Genomic DNA, 14,681 nt, shown 5'->3' with positions numbered 1-14,681 from the left:
TAGCGGGGTGCAAATATACAACGCTTTTCTAAACTAACAACTATCTTTTTTGTGGTTTTTTTAAAATTTATTACTAAGCCCTGAAAACCCAGTGATTAACTCACTATAAAAAATCAAAATTTTAATTTAAAACTTGACAATAAGTCATAATTCCAACTTCATTTAACAAAGAACACCTGATTGCAACATACAGTTACACTAAAAAACACATATAATATATTGTACAGCATTTAACAATTACTCCTCATTAATCTACGCCTACAACAACACTTCTCCGTTCCAACATTTCCACATCATACCATTTATCATTCCTTTTTGCCAATTTCACACGTGTTCCTACTTCAATAAAACCCATTTTTTTGCATAACATTAAAGCAGATACATTTTCTTTAAAAATGGAAACTTGCAATGTCCAATAACCAAAAACCTCACTGTTACGTATTAACTGTTTTAACAATTTACTACCAACTCCTATTCCTCGATAACCAGCGGCTACATATATACGTACTTCTGCCACTCCATTAAATTGAGGTCTTTTAGAAACTGGCAGCAAAGCTGCATAGGCTACCACTTGATTATTTAAACTGACCACTAGACGACATTGAGCATCATGTGCTTGATTCCAGTCTTCCCAGGATGGCACTCCTGTTTCAAAAGAAGCAATACCCGTATCTAGCCCTTCTTCATATATTTTAGATATGCAGCACCAATCCAGATGTGTTAATTTTCGTATTTGTATCCCTTGTACACCCATGAATTAACAACAACCTCCTCCAGGTGCACAACTATTCACTTCTGCCGCTAATGGTTCTGGCACTCCACATAATTCTTTGGCTTTACAATCTGTTGAAGGCACATGCAAAGAAAGTATTAATTGGCTTTCATTTACCTTTACCCCTACTACATCGAGGTTTGCTGTATGAAATTGCGCATTGCTGTATTCAATTTTAGCTAACGATGATAATTTGAATGCTTTTACTTTTGAAACACGTTGCAAAATTTGCAGGGCTTTTTCAACAGTCATATAATCTTTTTTACCCAATTCATCTGGGCTTTCCCATAACTGAATAATGGTTTCATCCCAATTATCTGACTGCCCACCACAATCAACACTAGCTACATGAATACTTTTTACCTCTGTTATGTGGTAATTTGCTCCAACCAACATTCCTGGTGCATATTCAAAAAGTAATTCTTTTTTGGAGTTTGCAGAAAGTGTGTCTATAAATTCTTTTATTGTCATCATTAATCAATTATTTATCTTTTAAAACCAAGTCTTTTTATTTTTTATATAGATTTCATAGAACTCCTCATCTGTTTTTGACAAATAATTAATCGCCTCAATAAGCGCTATTAAAACACTTATTCCAAAGACAAAAAACAAAAGAAGTTGCCAAAATCCAGCCTTGGTATATCCCAAGTAAAACTTATGAATTCCCAAACCCCCAACTAATACTGCCAATATTGCTGATATCACCCTTCTGTTTTCATCAAAGTAGTCTAATGATTCTGGCGTAGTTTCTAGTTGTTCAATAGCTCCGGACATACTGCAATTTAATAAATAGATATTAATTTTCAATACCCATTAAGAAAGATAGCCTTTCTTTTTTTGTTAAATTTTAACGTCTTTTTTCTTAAAAAATATTTTTATTACACCCTCAATTATTGGTGATAAAGAATCACTTATAATGTATCGAATGCTCCTAAGATTTTATTTACAATAGTTTGCGCTAATTTTTCTTTACTTTGAACTGTCCAACCTGCAACATGAGGACTTAATAATACATTGTCAAAATTTAACAATTCCTGGAAAGCTGATGGCATTTGATCCGGAGTTGCGAATAAATTTTCAAAAGATAACTTCTCATACTCCAACACATCTAAGCCAGCGCCTTTTATTTTTCCTGTTTTTAAAGCCGCTACTAAATCCTCAGTAACTACACTTTTTCCTCTTGCCGTGTTAACTAGCCAAAATGGTTTTTTAAATTTAGATATAAAATCGGCATCTATCATTTTATTTGTTAACGATGTCCATGGCGTATGCAAACTTAATACATCTGTTTTTTCGAATAATTCTTCCAAATCAACTTGTTCTGCATTACTATCATCGACATCATCCTTGATATCATAACATATCACTTCTACGTTAAAGCCTCTTAACTTCTTAGCGAAAGCTTTACCCATATTCCCATAACCAATTAATCCAACCGTTAGTCCATCTAGTTCAATTCCCCGATTAGCCTCTCGCAACCATTGCCCACTTTTTACTTGACTGTTTGCCACATTCAACTTATTAAATAAACTTAAAATCATTCCCAATGTATGTTCGGCTACTGCATTTCTGTTGCCTTCGGGTGCTGAAAATAACTGTACATTTTTTTTAGCAGCATAATCTAGATCAATACTTTCTAAACCTGCACCTACTCTTGCTATAAATTTAAGATTGTGTGCTGCGTCTAAAAACTGAGCATCAATGTTAAAGCGACTACGAATTACAATTCCATCATAGTGTGCTATCTTTTTTTCAATATCAGATTTAGATGATGTGTAATCCTCTTCATTTATATGTCCAGCATTTTGAAGTTGTTGCTGAAGTAATGGGTGGTTGTTATCTAAGTGTAGTATTTTCATAATCTGTAAAAATACTAATTTATGTAGAATACTATTTTATTTTTTAACAAGAAAAAGCTTCACACTACCTATAAACTTTAGGTGTAACTACTTTTTTAAACTGCAATCCTTTTCTTGACTCAACTTTTATTTCTTGATTTATTTCTGCGTTCCCAGATTTAAATATCACTTTGTTTTCCCCTTTTGCCAATGGCAATCTTGAATAATAAATGTGACTTGGTAAGCTTTGCCAATTACGGGTATCCGCCCCTTCGGTAATTGCATTAAAAATTCCCAGCAGCGCTCCTAGATCTTCATTTTGATTTTTGAGTGCATATTGTGACACCTTTTTTGCCGCTAACCTTAGTGCTGCCTTACCTATTTCGCGAAATCTTCGATCTTTTAAAGTGGTTATCGCTATGGCTTCATAATTTTCGACTAATTGCATATCATATGATTTCCCACTTAACTCAAGTGACGCCTTATTGTAAAAAGCGTTTCGAGAAACGTATTTAGGAAAGGCGACATTAAATACATCTAAATCAGAAAAATCAGATTTATTATCACCCCCAGTGTTAATTGGCAAAGGCAAATCAATTCCTAACTCTTCATTTACAACAGTAACATAACCCACATTATTCCCAGGCAAGACCGTAAATGTAAAAAAAGTTTGATCCTTATAGGGCACTAATCCATTTTCCCAAAAAACGACTACTTCACTATTATTTTTTGAGAGTGGTTTATATTTTGTGTTTAGTTTTTTTTCATATCGTAGTACTTGATCCGTAAACCCCATACTACTTGCTGTTCTTAACACATCCTGTTTTAACTGATCGGGCACAGAAACTCCCATATAAGTTCCATTGTTTTGCAAATATAAATCGACTGCATTTCGATAAGCTATAAACGCATTATTTATATCACCTGATGCTTCATAAAGTAGGCCTTGCAAGTTATGCGCAAAAGCATCATCCTTATATCGATTCTTTTTCCCTTTGGGATATTTTTCGTTAAACTTAAGTAATTGAAGATTGATTCGCTTTGCTTCCACTAAAGCTTCATCGTACTGATTTAAAAAAGCATAATTTAAAGCCTTGTAATAATGAATAGCCACTTTTTCAAAATCTTCCCCTTTGTAGGTTTCTTTTTCTGGATTTAATAAGGTGCCTAAAATTTGATTTCCTGTAGAAGTTGCATTAGATTCAATTAAATCATCTGCCTCGTTAAACAACAAATTACTTGTCTTGTAATCTCCTTTTAAATAGGATAACTTTCCTTTTTCTAGAAGGTAAAGCAATTTATTTCTCCCTTTTAACAAGAACTTATTTTTTTCAATTGATGCTATTGCTGCATCAATATCACCCTCTTGTAATTTGGTTTGAAAAGCAATACTTTTGGAATTGTAGGTTGCACAACTACTAGTAACCAAAAACATTACAAAAATTAATGTCCAAGAAATTACAGATGAAAATTTAAAACCCATTAGAAGTGCCTTCTTTTGTATTGAAAAAAGTTATTATTTTATAATTGATATAGAAAAGGCCTTCCTAAGAAAGCCCTTATTTTTTTATGAGCATATTTACTTATAGTATTTACAGGTAAAATTGCCACATATACTCAAAAATCAATTTTAGTTTTTTACAAACTTTTTAATTTTTTTATCACCAATCCAAACTTTTTCGTTTGTTTGCATATGTGTTAATTCAAGATCAATTTGATAGTATACTACTTTTTCTTTCTTATGCGCATCCACAATAGAATTGATATTTCCTTGTAACATATAATCCGCTCCTGTTTCCAAACCAAACTTTTTCATTGTTGATACCGATGAATTATTTTGTTGATCTCCACGTTCTGCTCTTATTTCTTCGCGCATTTTTCCTCCTTGTACTATACGTGCTTTTTGACGCTTGATTAATGCTTTTTCAATATCCTTGATAAAGGTTTCACTCTCAATATGCTCATGTGATTTATTACGTACTAAGCCTACGATCATTACAGGTTTTTTCCCATTTTGTTGCACAAAATCGGTGATCCAATTTCCGGTTAATATTTCTTCCGATAATTCTTCTGCCGCAAGGCGCGAATCGGTATCGTTCCAACGCCCACTAATATCAATAGTAGTATCTGTGGCTACACGGGTAATTTTACGAGAACAAGATGTGGTAATAAATGATAAACTAAATACAGCAACTACTAAGGTTATTATTGATTTTTTCATTTGTGTTTTATTGATTGTATATCTTAAAAATTTAAATTTATTTATTTTAGTCTATTAAGCAAGATCCTAAAAGACCTAAACCTAATAATCCTCCTCCTAATCCTAAATAGTTGTAATTTCTGAATCGTTGATTTCTTCCTATGAAATTATTATTTCTATATCCGTAATTATAAAAACCTCTGTTGTTGAAGAAACCATTATCATAACTTTCGTAATAACGTGTATTTTTGATACGCTCTAATCTGCGTTGATGTCTCCAATAAGGTCGTTGCGCACTGAATTGTCTTCGTTGAGAGCGTAATTCTCGTTTTTCCTCTAATGGATCGATTGCCTTGTAAGTTTCTTGAACTGTAGTTGATTGTAACAACGTATATTCCTTTGGGCTTTCCATATATTTATCCATAGCTACTTTGTAGTTTGGATTTTGATCTTCGACTAAAGGTTTCGAATCCTGAGCAGATAATATACAAAAGGTAAGAAAACCTAATAATGTTAGCATTCTTGTTCTCATAACGTTTAGAATTTAGTTAACAAATTACATACAATTATTATACCATAAACAATTTTAAGTGAATTTACCCTACTTATTTAGTATAAATTCGTACAACTTTTTACTACATCTCTGGCATACTACCTTGCAATACTAGCGCATAAAAATAAGCTATCCCCAAGGAAATTAGTAAAGAAATAATTGCAGGTTTTAAAATTGATTTTCTGTTAAATTTAGTGATATTACCTATATGTTTTTTCCAAAAAAATTCAATTAACACAATTCCGCCAACAACATTAGTTAACATAATTAACCATTGATTCATTCCGCTAAATTGAGCTACAACTCCCCCTAACAACATAAAACCTATAGTAATCAACAACACATTTGTTGCGGTTGCTTTTTTATTTAAACTACGCAAATTAAGAAACATTAAAACCCCTCCGAATAAAACCGAAAAAAGAATAGTAAACCCCAAAATTGCTGTTGGCGAATATAAATTTGGGATTATTGACTGTGAAGATGATTGACTTTCCGAATTAATTAGATCCCTTTTCTCGCTTTTTTCTTTCTCTCTTATTTTAATTAAACTTGCTTTTAGCTGTTCTATTTCGGTCAATTCTTGTTCCGACAATGATTCTTCCCTACTCTGTAATTCTAAAAACGCAGCTAATCTGGCTTCATCATGATAATCCTCCTTTCGCTTTGTTATTTCTTTTAATTCTACAGAAGTATGATTTTTATAGTATTTTGTGTACTGATTTTCCCTTTCCATAATACCTATTTTGTTTTTTAATCAGACTAAACACTTAATCCTTTTACTTTTTTAAATTTTTCTAATGCACTCCCATCAGTTAAACTCGCCACATACTGGCTTATACTTATTAAACGCAAATATACATCCTCATTTTTATAATCGAAATGTGCTCCTTCTGCTTTTAAAATAAGTTTATCATAGGCCGTTTGATTTTGAGCATGGTAGTTATGAGTTGCTTTACAATACACATCTAATAATGTATTTAAAATTTGATAGCCCGCAATTTCTTTTTCCACCACCTCATGACTTTGATAAATTTTTTCGACACTAATTTTTATAATATCACTTATTTGAGCATTATACTTGCTTTTACTTAATAAGTCCGTCGTAAATGTCCCAGATAAAATAGCTGCTTCATTTTCTAAAAAAATAGTTGCGGCTTCATTAATTAAAGCACCTATTGCTAATGCTCTCAAATAACTTAAACGTTCTGCCTTGGTTGTTAATGCATGATACTTTTTTACATTTATACTATCCTTTACTAGTTTGATCAAATATTCTAAGGCATAATCTTCATCGACTAGCCCTAGATTAATCCCATCTTCAAAATCAATTATAGTATAACAAATATCGTCGGCCGCTTCGACTAAAAAGGTTAATGGATGACGATGATAACAAATTTCACCCTCCACCTCATGTGCTATCATTCCCAATTCATTGGCTAAATCATTAAAAAAAGTAGCTTCGCTTTGGAAATAACCATACTTTTTGTGTGCTATATGCGATGTTGGTTTATGAGGAAGTGATGCTTTTGGGTATTTTAAAAAAGCCCCTAAAGTCGCATAAGACAAGCGTAAACCGCCTTCGATTCCTAGTTTGGTTTCATTTAAAATTTTAAATCCATTTGCGTTTCCTTCAAATTTCACCAAATCCATATATTGCTTTGGTGTAAGCTCTTTTTGATATTGCGCCCCTTTACCGGACTTAAAATATTCCCCTATAGCCTTTTCACCCGAATGTCCAAAAGGTGGATTTCCAATATCATGCGATAGTGCCGCTGCTGCAACTATAGCTCCAAAATCATTAAACTGATAGCCGTGGGTAGTTTTTAAAGAAGGGTATTTTTCTATTATTTTTTTTCCTACTATTCTTCCTAAAGAACGCCCCACAACGGAAACTTCCAAGCTATGTGTTAAACGCGTATGTACAAAACTTGTTTTTGATAAGGGAATTACTTGCGTTTTGTCCTGCAAACTACGAAAGGCCGGTGAAAAAATGATACGATCATAGTCTACCTCAAAACCTAAACGCGTTTCATCTTGTTCTTTTCTTAATCTTTTATTTGTATCTCCTTGCCTTTTTAGTGAAAGAAGTTGTTCCCAATTCATCATATTACTCTATAATTATAATCACTCATCTAATACAGATTGATATGCTACAGGATTTACGGGCAAGAATTTCGCATTGTATCTTCCAAATGACCTTGAATGTGAATTATGTTTCAGGAAATTTATTCTGCATGAAATCTTAGTAAAACCTAATATCACACTTTTCAACCCAATATTAAACACCTTATTTACAACACAATAAACACTCACAATAACATAGTATTTCGCCATCCTGGTTTACCTCTTTATATTAGATTTATTCTCATTCAAAAATAGCTTAAATAAGCAAGCTAGACTTATTTTTTTGAGAAGTTATTTAGATATAGCACCCTAAAATTACTATGACAACTATACTCTTCTTACATTAAAATTAAACTCACACCAACACATAACAAACTCATTTTTAAAATTTTATTAAATAATACCGGTAGGGTATTTACTTAATAAAGCGTTATAATTATGAACAAACACTAACTTAAATGAAAAACTCAAATTATTTATCTGCTTTTATAGTCGCCTTTTCGTTTCTCTTTTCTTCATTTGAAAAAAGTAGAAACTCAACAAATAGCATAAAAAAAGGACATCACAATAACAACAAACAATCTATAGACATCTCAACTAAAAAACAGTCTATCGAATTTGATAATGTAATTTACAAAGGCAAGACTTATTCAAAAAATAAAATCAAAAAAAACAAAACACTGAGTAACTTAATAAAAAACCCTACATTCTTTTTCATTAATGAAATTAGGAATTACTATACCAAAAAAATAGATTTCTATGTATTTGACACTGCTGAGGAGCATTCTCAATTTACTACTAATTTTGAGACTGAAACAATAAATGAATTAGACAGTATAGACAAAAGCCAAGATATAAGTGTGAGCTTTTTTAACGTTAAATCATATAAACGCCTTTTATACAAGACGATTTATAAGGATTTACAAACTGACACTGCAATTAACATTAATTTACCTCATAAATTACAAGACTCCACCTCTTCGCTTGAATTTAAATCAACTGGTAATACTAATGGGTATTCTGGCAGACTTTTTCTTTATAACAAAACAAACCAAAGAGGGCTTCTCGGAAAATTTTCTGCTCAAAATCAATTAAAAAAATATGATTTCATAAACTATAATAACAGAATAGACTCCTACAAGATAATTGTTAGTAAATAATTTAACTTTTATCTCGAAAATACAAACACTACAGTTTTATTTACCCATCAATAAAACCATAGTATTTATATAGTTATCCACTTTAAATTTATATCTCTAGCTGAAAACGACTTTTCAGCTTTGTAAAAAACCTTTGATATACTACTCTAAAAAGCCAATAAACACTTACAATTTAAAAATTAACATTGAGTTCACATACCGACATTATCACATACTAAAGGCTCATTATCAAATTATTTCCTACCAATTGGTTAGTACTATCAATACGGCAAATTCTCTTCTATTTCACCTAATAAACTAAACCTTTTATCGACAAAAAAGGCATTGACTTTTCTTTAACAAAACACCTGCTTAAAGTCAACCGAATAATTATATAGTTTTATGTAAATCAAATATTTAATCATTTTAAAACAAAACAAAAATGAAACAAACAAAACTTACATTTACACTATTCATTACTTCTATTTTGATGTTATTCTCTTTTAGTCAAATGCAGGCTGACAATTCAAATATTACAGGACCAAAAGCTATACCTGGAGCCACACAAACCTATTCCATAGAAATACCATCATTTGCTAAATTTAAAAGACCTTACATCCATATATATATCACTGGTGGTGTTTTTGCTAATACGAACAATTCTTATAAAAGAATTTTTACCACTAGTTTAGATCCTCAAAGAATTAGGGTAAAATGGAATAACAGTTGTAAAATTCTAGTTAACATTCCTGGACAAGGAGCTTCCATTAGTGCTTACCCATCTGCTCTGGCTACGATTTCGGCAACTAACATTGGAGGAGGAAGCCATCCTGATTTCCCCGCTGGTGGTGCTACCCTTTTTAGTAACCCTGCTAATTTTGGTGGTGGAATTGAGTCATATTGCATTCAAAAAAGAAATCAATTTAATAATCTTTATGCTTCTTTAGACCTTTGTTCTACTACACAGCAAGAAATTGACAATCTTATCAAGCAAGTTGATCCTATTGGATGTTGTAATATTAAAATACCAACACCTTCGTCATCGGAATGCTTAAGTATTCAAAATGAAGCCCAAGCACAAATCCTCGCTATTCTTTCTGATCCTTCAATACCCTTTGGAGATAAATTCCCATTAATTGAAGAGATTTCTGCTTGTGTTGGAAAACAAGGATGTAGTATGTAATTATAAAATATTAATAATAAAAACCCCATTCAAAATACTATTGAATGGGGTTTCTATTATTTTAAAAATAAATGATTTTTATCTACTACTTCAATTAGGATCCGCACATTAAACAATCATCCCCTTCACCTGCTTTACTTTGAGCAATAATGGATCTCAATTCATCGGGGCTTAAACTTCCCTCTGTTGATACTGGTGCTATTTTTACTTTTTTCTTTTCTATTTTTGGCAATGACACATCTACTGAAGCATCAACACTTGGTTTTTCAACCTCGCTGTTTGTTTTTAATGTAAACTTAATTGCATCAACCGCAGACTTGGTACGCAAGTAATACATTCCTGTTTTTAAACCACTCTTCCAAGCATAAAAGTGCATTGAAGTTAGTTTTGCATTATTTGCTCCCTCCATAAATAGGTTTAATGACTGAGATTGATCAATAAAATATCCTCTATGGCGAGACATATCAATGATATCCTTCATACTCATTTCCCAAACGGTTTTATACAGCTCTTTTAAATCTTGTGGAATTCCATCTATGTTTTGGATAGAACCATTAGCACGCATAATCGCGTCTTTGAGGTCATCATTCCACAAACCTAATTCTACTAAATCGTGTAATAAGTGTTTATTTACCACAATGAATTCTCCTGAAAGTACGCGTCGTGTATAAATGTTACTAGTATAGGGCTCAAAGGCTTCGTTATTTCCTAAAATTTGCGAAGTAGATGCTGTTGGCATAGGCGCCATTAACAATGAGTTACGCACCCCTGACTTTTGAATTTTAGCTCGCAATGCTTTCCAGTCCCAACGTCCACTTAATTCTTCGTCTTTAATTCCCCATAAATTAAATTGAAATTCTCCTTGAGAAATAGGTGAACCTTCATACGATTCATATGTCCCTTCAACTTCTGCCAATTCATTTGAAGCGGTTACCGCTGCAAAATACATAGTCTCAAAAATCTCTTCATTCAATTTTTTGGCCTCATCACTTGTAAAAGGCATTCGCAACATAATAAATGTATCTGCTAATCCTTGGATTCCTAATCCCACAGGACGGTGACGCATATTTGAATTTTCTGCCTGTTTTACTGGATAGTAATTACGGTCAATTACTTTATTTAAGTTTTTGGTAACACGTTTAGTTACCTTAAATAATTCATCATGATCAAACTTCCCTCCTTTTACAAACATAGGCAAGGCGATAGATGCCAAGTTACATACCGCAATTTCATCTGGGCTTGTGTACTCCATAATTTCGGTACACAAGTTAGACGAACGTATAGTTCCTAAATTCTTTTGATTTGATTTACGATTTGCTGCATCCTTGTATAGCATATATGGTGTACCCGTTTCAATTTGAGATTCTAATACTTTTTCCCAAACCTCACGTGCTTTTACCGTTCTACGCCCTTTACCTTCTGCTTCATAACGCGTATATAATGATTCAAACTCCTCACTATGCACATCATATAAACCAGGACACTCGTGTGGACACATTAATGTCCAATTTTCATCGGCTTCTACTCTTTTCATGAATAAATCAGAAATCCACATCGCATAAAACAAGTCACGCGCACGCATTTCTTCCTTACCATGGTTTTTACGTAATTCTAAGAAATCAAAAATATCTGCATGCCAAGGCTCCATGTAAATGGCAAAAGATCCTTTTCTTTTTCCTCCACCTTGATCAACATAACGTGCCGTATCATTAAATACACGTAACATAGGAACAATTCCATTTGATGTTCCATTTGTTCCCGAAATATAAGAACCTGTCGCTCTAATATTGTGAATAGACAAACCGATTCCTCCTGCTGATTGTGAAATTTTAGCAGTCTGTTTTAGGGTATCATAAATCCCATCAATACTATCATCCTGCATTGTCAACAAGAAACATGATGACATTTGCGGTTTAGGTGTCCCTGAATTGAACAACGTAGGCGTTGCATGTGTAAAGAACTTTTTAGACATTAACTCATACGTCTCAATTGCTGCATCTAAATCATCGATATGAATACCAATGGATACACGCATTAACATATGCTGCGGACGCTCGGCAATTTTTCCATTCAATTTTAACAGGTAGGAACGTTCCAATGTTTTGAATCCGAAATAATCATAACTAAAATCACGATTATAGATAATAGTAGAGTCTAGCTTCTCTTTATTTTCCATAACCACTTTATATACATCATCAGCAATTAACGCTGCATCTTTCCCCGTTCTTGGATTTACATATTCATACAAGTCCTTTACTACTTCAGAAAAAGTCTTTTTGGTATTTTTATGTAAATTTGACACCGAAATACGTGCTGCTAATTGAGCATAATCTGGGTGTGCTATGGTCATAGTTGCTGCTATTTCGGCAGCTAAATTATCCAATTCACTTGTAGTAACTCCATCATACAATCCTTCAATAACCCGCATGGCTACTTTTACAGGATCTACTAATTCGTTAAGTCCATAACACATTTGACGTACACGCGCTGTGATTTTGTCAAACATTATTGGCTCTTTTCTTCCGTCTCTTTTTACTACAAACATAATGCTAGATTTTTTGTTTTAACTTACGTTAGAAATAAGGGGTTTGTCTCCTATCCCACTTCTTTCAATGAAAGCTGAGTTTTGTGATTAAATTTCTTATTCTTATATACGGTACATCAAAAAATGCACCAAAAAAGGGGGAATGTTTTATTCTTAAAAGTCGGCGTCGAAACTAATTTTCTCTGCGTCCTTATCTTTATTTAATACTCCTGCTTTTTGATATTCGGAAACACGTTTTTCAAAGAAATTGGTTTTTCCTTCCATACCAATCATATCCATAAAGTCAAATGGATTTGCTGTATTAAACTCTTTACTACATCCTAATTCAGAAAGTAAACGATCGGTAACAAACTCTAAGTACTGAGTCATTAACTTCGCATTCATTCCTATAAGACTTACAGGTAAAGATTCTGTAATAAATATTTTTTCTACCTCAAGAGCACCAAGAATGATTTCCTTTATGCGCTTTTCTGGCACTTTATTCACTAAATGCTTATTGTGCAAGTGCACTGCAAATTCAGTATGCATCCCTTCATCACGAGAAATCAACTCATTTGAAAATGTTAAACCTGGCATTAATCCACGTTTTTTCAACCAAAAGATAGAACAAAATGCTCCCGAAAAGAATACACCTTCCACAGCAGCAAATGCGATTAAACGTTCTGCAAAAGAATCGGATGCAGCCCAATTTAAAGCCCAATCTGCTTTCTTTTTAATTGCAGGAAATTCTTCAAGTGCTCTAAATAACTTATCCTTTTCTACTTCATCCTTTACATAAGTATCAATCAGTAATGAATAGGTTTCCGAATGAATATTTTCAATCATCATTTGGAATGTGTACACAAACATAGCTTCGGGATACTGAACTTCATTCACAAAATTTTCACCAATGTTGTGATTAACAATCCCATCACTAGCAGCAAAAAATGCTAGAATATGCTTTATAAAATAACGTTCATCTTCAGACAATTTTGTCTTCCAATCACTAAGATCCTGATGTAAATCAATTTCTTCTGCAGTCCAAAAACAAGCTTCCATTTTTTTGTACCACTCCCACAAGTCATGATGTTCAATAGGAAAAATTACAAATCTATTTGGATTCTCTTTTAATATTGGTTCTATTGAAGTACTCATTACTTAAGTATTTATGGTGAAAACTGATTGCTCGTTTGTGTAGTACAAAGATGTAAAAAAAACTGGCTTGACAGATGTTAATTTTAAAGAATAAGCCAATAAGTTTTTAACAACTTGTTTATTTCTTCAAAAAGCCTGAATATCAGTTCATACATTGATAACACTAGTGCTTCAAGCTTTTTTAGTGAATAAAAAAAAGTTACAAACACCCCTGTTTATAACTATGGAAAGCCTAGTCTTTTTAAGGTATTTAGCATTAAAACTAGTCGTTATCTTATGCCGTTAAAAAGTTGTTAAAAACTGTTGAAAACTCCTTGAATTATTTTCTCAGGCTTTCTGCTACTTTTTCTAATTCTGAATACCAATCTTCCCCAAATTTTCGAGTTAAAGCTTCTTTTACAAACTTATAAATAGGCACTTGCAATTCTGCTCCCAATACACAGGCATCATCACAAATATCCCATTTGTGATAATTAACTGCTGAAAATTCAGAATAATCCTGTACTCGAATTGGATACAAATGACACGAAATCGGTTTTTTCCAATCCACTTCGCCTTTATTATGAGCTTCTTCAATAGCACAAAGTGCCGTCCCTTTATCATTAAAAGTCACATAAGCACAATCGGCACCATTAATTAGTGGTGTTTCTAAGTCATTATCATCGGTAACGATAGATGTTCCTTGAGCTTCAATTGCTTTAATCCCTTCGGGACGCATGAAAGGCTTTACCTTTGGATAAATATCCTTCAGAATTTCCACTTCACTCTCATTTAATGGTGCGCCGGCATCTCCGTCAACGCAACAAGCACCTTTACATGCAGAAAGATTACACACAAAATCTTTTTCTATAATATCTTCAGAGACTAGTGTTTTTCCTAATTGAAACATAATGTAGGATTATGAATATTAAACTGTAATTACCAATTCGCAAAATTAAAATAACTAATTTTTAGATTTATGAAAAACCTCATTTTTTATTAAGTATTTTTGCATAAAATAAACAATTATGAAGTATTTCCTTTACGTGTTATTAGTTTTAGCCACAGTAATGATGGGATTTAATATCACTCAAATTGATTTTAGCTCGCTTTTTTCTGAAGAAAACAAAGTAGCCCTAATAGCCGTACTTGCGGCATTATGTGTTATTGCGCTTGTACTCATCTTACTAGTTTCAAAAGCTATTGAACGCAAA

15 protein-coding genes are annotated in these 14,681 nt (G+C 32.7%); 3 read left to right on the top strand and 12 right to left on the bottom strand.

From position 1 onward, the window contains the following. Nucleotides 1-247: 247 nt before the first annotated feature. The 9 genes from KQA_RS0216125 to KQA_RS0216085 form a co-directional block, all read right to left on the bottom strand. Nucleotides 248-754, bottom strand: coding sequence for a GNAT family N-acetyltransferase (locus KQA_RS0216125; protein WP_010182573.1), 507 nt, complete (start codon nucleotides 752-754; stop codon nucleotides 248-250). Nucleotides 755-757: 3 nt separating this feature from the next. Continuing rightward, a complete protein-coding gene (locus KQA_RS0216120) occupies nucleotides 758-1,246 on the bottom strand; it encodes a DUF6428 family protein (protein WP_232285912.1) in 489 nt (162 codons plus the stop codon). Nucleotides 1,247-1,264: 18 nt separating this feature from the next. Further along, the gene (locus KQA_RS0216115; RefSeq protein WP_010182571.1) at nucleotides 1,265-1,546 is read right to left on the bottom strand and encodes a TM2 domain-containing protein; all 282 of its coding nucleotides are present in this window, start codon (nucleotides 1,544-1,546) and stop codon (nucleotides 1,265-1,267) included. 137 nt (nucleotides 1,547-1,683) lie between these two features. Continuing rightward, nucleotides 1,684-2,631, bottom strand: a complete 948-nt coding sequence (locus tag KQA_RS0216110; protein ID WP_010182570.1) for a 2-hydroxyacid dehydrogenase — start codon at nucleotides 2,629-2,631, stop codon at nucleotides 1,684-1,686. 64 nt (nucleotides 2,632-2,695) lie between these two features. Then, complete coding sequence (locus KQA_RS0216105; protein WP_010182569.1) at nucleotides 2,696-4,093, bottom strand: COG3014 family protein; 1,398 nt, start codon at nucleotides 4,091-4,093, stop codon at nucleotides 2,696-2,698. Nucleotides 4,094-4,240: 147 nt separating this feature from the next. After that, nucleotides 4,241-4,831: a penicillin-binding protein activator LpoB gene (locus KQA_RS0216100; RefSeq protein WP_010182567.1), complete on the bottom strand. Its 591-nt coding sequence runs from the start codon at nucleotides 4,829-4,831 to the stop codon at nucleotides 4,241-4,243. 46 nt (nucleotides 4,832-4,877) lie between these two features. Then, nucleotides 4,878-5,342: a hypothetical protein gene (locus KQA_RS0216095; RefSeq protein WP_029209631.1), complete on the bottom strand. Its 465-nt coding sequence runs from the start codon at nucleotides 5,340-5,342 to the stop codon at nucleotides 4,878-4,880. A gap of 103 nt (nucleotides 5,343-5,445) precedes the next feature. Continuing rightward, a complete protein-coding gene (locus KQA_RS0216090) occupies nucleotides 5,446-6,096 on the bottom strand; it encodes an APC family permease (protein WP_010182564.1) in 651 nt (216 codons plus the stop codon). Between the two features lie 26 nt (nucleotides 6,097-6,122). Beyond that, complete coding sequence (locus KQA_RS0216085; RefSeq protein WP_010182562.1) at nucleotides 6,123-7,466, bottom strand: deoxyguanosinetriphosphate triphosphohydrolase; 1,344 nt, start codon at nucleotides 7,464-7,466, stop codon at nucleotides 6,123-6,125. A gap of 479 nt (nucleotides 7,467-7,945) precedes the next feature. Between KQA_RS0216085 and KQA_RS0216080 the strand changes: the two genes are divergently transcribed. Beyond that, the gene (locus KQA_RS0216080) at nucleotides 7,946-8,647 is read left to right on the top strand and encodes a hypothetical protein (RefSeq protein WP_010182561.1); all 702 of its coding nucleotides are present in this window, start codon (nucleotides 7,946-7,948) and stop codon (nucleotides 8,645-8,647) included. Nucleotides 8,648-9,068: 421 nt separating this feature from the next. Beyond that, nucleotides 9,069-9,809, top strand: coding sequence for a hypothetical protein (locus KQA_RS0216075; RefSeq protein ID WP_010182559.1), 741 nt, complete (start codon nucleotides 9,069-9,071; stop codon nucleotides 9,807-9,809). A 94-nt stretch (nucleotides 9,810-9,903) separates the two neighbouring features. Here the strand turns inward: KQA_RS0216075 and KQA_RS0216070 are convergent, their stop codons facing one another. From KQA_RS0216070 to KQA_RS0216060, 3 genes are all read right to left on the bottom strand, one after another. Continuing rightward, nucleotides 9,904-12,354 (bottom strand): ribonucleoside-diphosphate reductase subunit alpha, encoded by a 2,451-nt coding sequence (locus tag KQA_RS0216070; protein WP_010182558.1) that lies wholly within the window; start codon nucleotides 12,352-12,354, stop codon nucleotides 9,904-9,906. A 153-nt stretch (nucleotides 12,355-12,507) separates the two neighbouring features. After that, on the bottom strand, nucleotides 12,508-13,488 hold the full coding sequence (locus KQA_RS0216065) for a ribonucleotide-diphosphate reductase subunit beta (RefSeq protein ID WP_010182557.1): 981 nt from the start codon (nucleotides 13,486-13,488) through the stop codon (nucleotides 12,508-12,510). Nucleotides 13,489-13,807: 319 nt separating this feature from the next. Further along, entirely contained in the window at nucleotides 13,808-14,377 is a 570-nt protein-coding gene (locus KQA_RS0216060) for a DUF3109 family protein (protein ID WP_010182554.1), read from the bottom strand. Nucleotides 14,378-14,495: 118 nt separating this feature from the next. Here KQA_RS0216060 and KQA_RS20590 point away from each other — a divergent pair. After that, a partial coding sequence (locus KQA_RS20590) for a hypothetical protein (RefSeq protein ID WP_010182553.1) occupies nucleotides 14,496-14,681 on the top strand: 186 nt, incomplete at its 3' end.

Origin of the sequence: Aquimarina agarilytica ZC1, assembly GCF_000255455.1 — a bacterium.
In the GTDB taxonomy this organism is placed as follows: domain Bacteria; phylum Bacteroidota; class Bacteroidia; order Flavobacteriales; family Flavobacteriaceae; genus Aquimarina; species Aquimarina agarilytica.
The sequence above is the reverse complement of the archived record's forward strand: the minus strand, read 5'-3'. Positions and strand labels throughout refer to the sequence as shown.

Coding starts and splice junctions, on each gene's coding strand:
- KQA_RS0216065 (WP_010182557.1), bottom strand. CDS start 13,488: ATGAGTACTTCAATAGAACCAATATTAAAAGAGAATCCAAATAGATTT.
- KQA_RS0216105 (WP_010182569.1), bottom strand. CDS start 4,093: ATGGGTTTTAAATTTTCATCTGTAATTTCTTGGACATTAATTTTTGTA.
- KQA_RS0216110 (WP_010182570.1), bottom strand. CDS start 2,631: ATGAAAATACTACACTTAGATAACAACCACCCATTACTTCAGCAACAA.
- KQA_RS0216120 (WP_232285912.1), bottom strand. CDS start 1,246: ATGATGACAATAAAAGAATTTATAGACACACTTTCTGCAAACTCCAAA.
- KQA_RS0216080 (WP_010182561.1), top strand. CDS start 7,946: ATGAAAAACTCAAATTATTTATCTGCTTTTATAGTCGCCTTTTCGTTT.
- KQA_RS0216100 (WP_010182567.1), bottom strand. CDS start 4,831: ATGAAAAAATCAATAATAACCTTAGTAGTTGCTGTATTTAGTTTATCA.
- KQA_RS0216090 (WP_010182564.1), bottom strand. CDS start 6,096: ATGGAAAGGGAAAATCAGTACACAAAATACTATAAAAATCATACTTCT.
- KQA_RS0216125 (WP_010182573.1), bottom strand. CDS start 754: ATGGGTGTACAAGGGATACAAATACGAAAATTAACACATCTGGATTGG.
- KQA_RS0216060 (WP_010182554.1), bottom strand. CDS start 14,377: ATGTTTCAATTAGGAAAAACACTAGTCTCTGAAGATATTATAGAAAAA.
- KQA_RS0216095 (WP_029209631.1), bottom strand. CDS start 5,342: ATGAGAACAAGAATGCTAACATTATTAGGTTTTCTTACCTTTTGTATA.
- KQA_RS0216070 (WP_010182558.1), bottom strand. CDS start 12,354: ATGTTTGTAGTAAAAAGAGACGGAAGAAAAGAGCCAATAATGTTTGAC.
- KQA_RS0216115 (WP_010182571.1), bottom strand. CDS start 1,546: ATGTCCGGAGCTATTGAACAACTAGAAACTACGCCAGAATCATTAGAC.
- KQA_RS0216085 (WP_010182562.1), bottom strand. CDS start 7,466: ATGAATTGGGAACAACTTCTTTCACTAAAAAGGCAAGGAGATACAAAT.
- KQA_RS0216075 (WP_010182559.1), top strand. CDS start 9,069: ATGAAACAAACAAAACTTACATTTACACTATTCATTACTTCTATTTTG.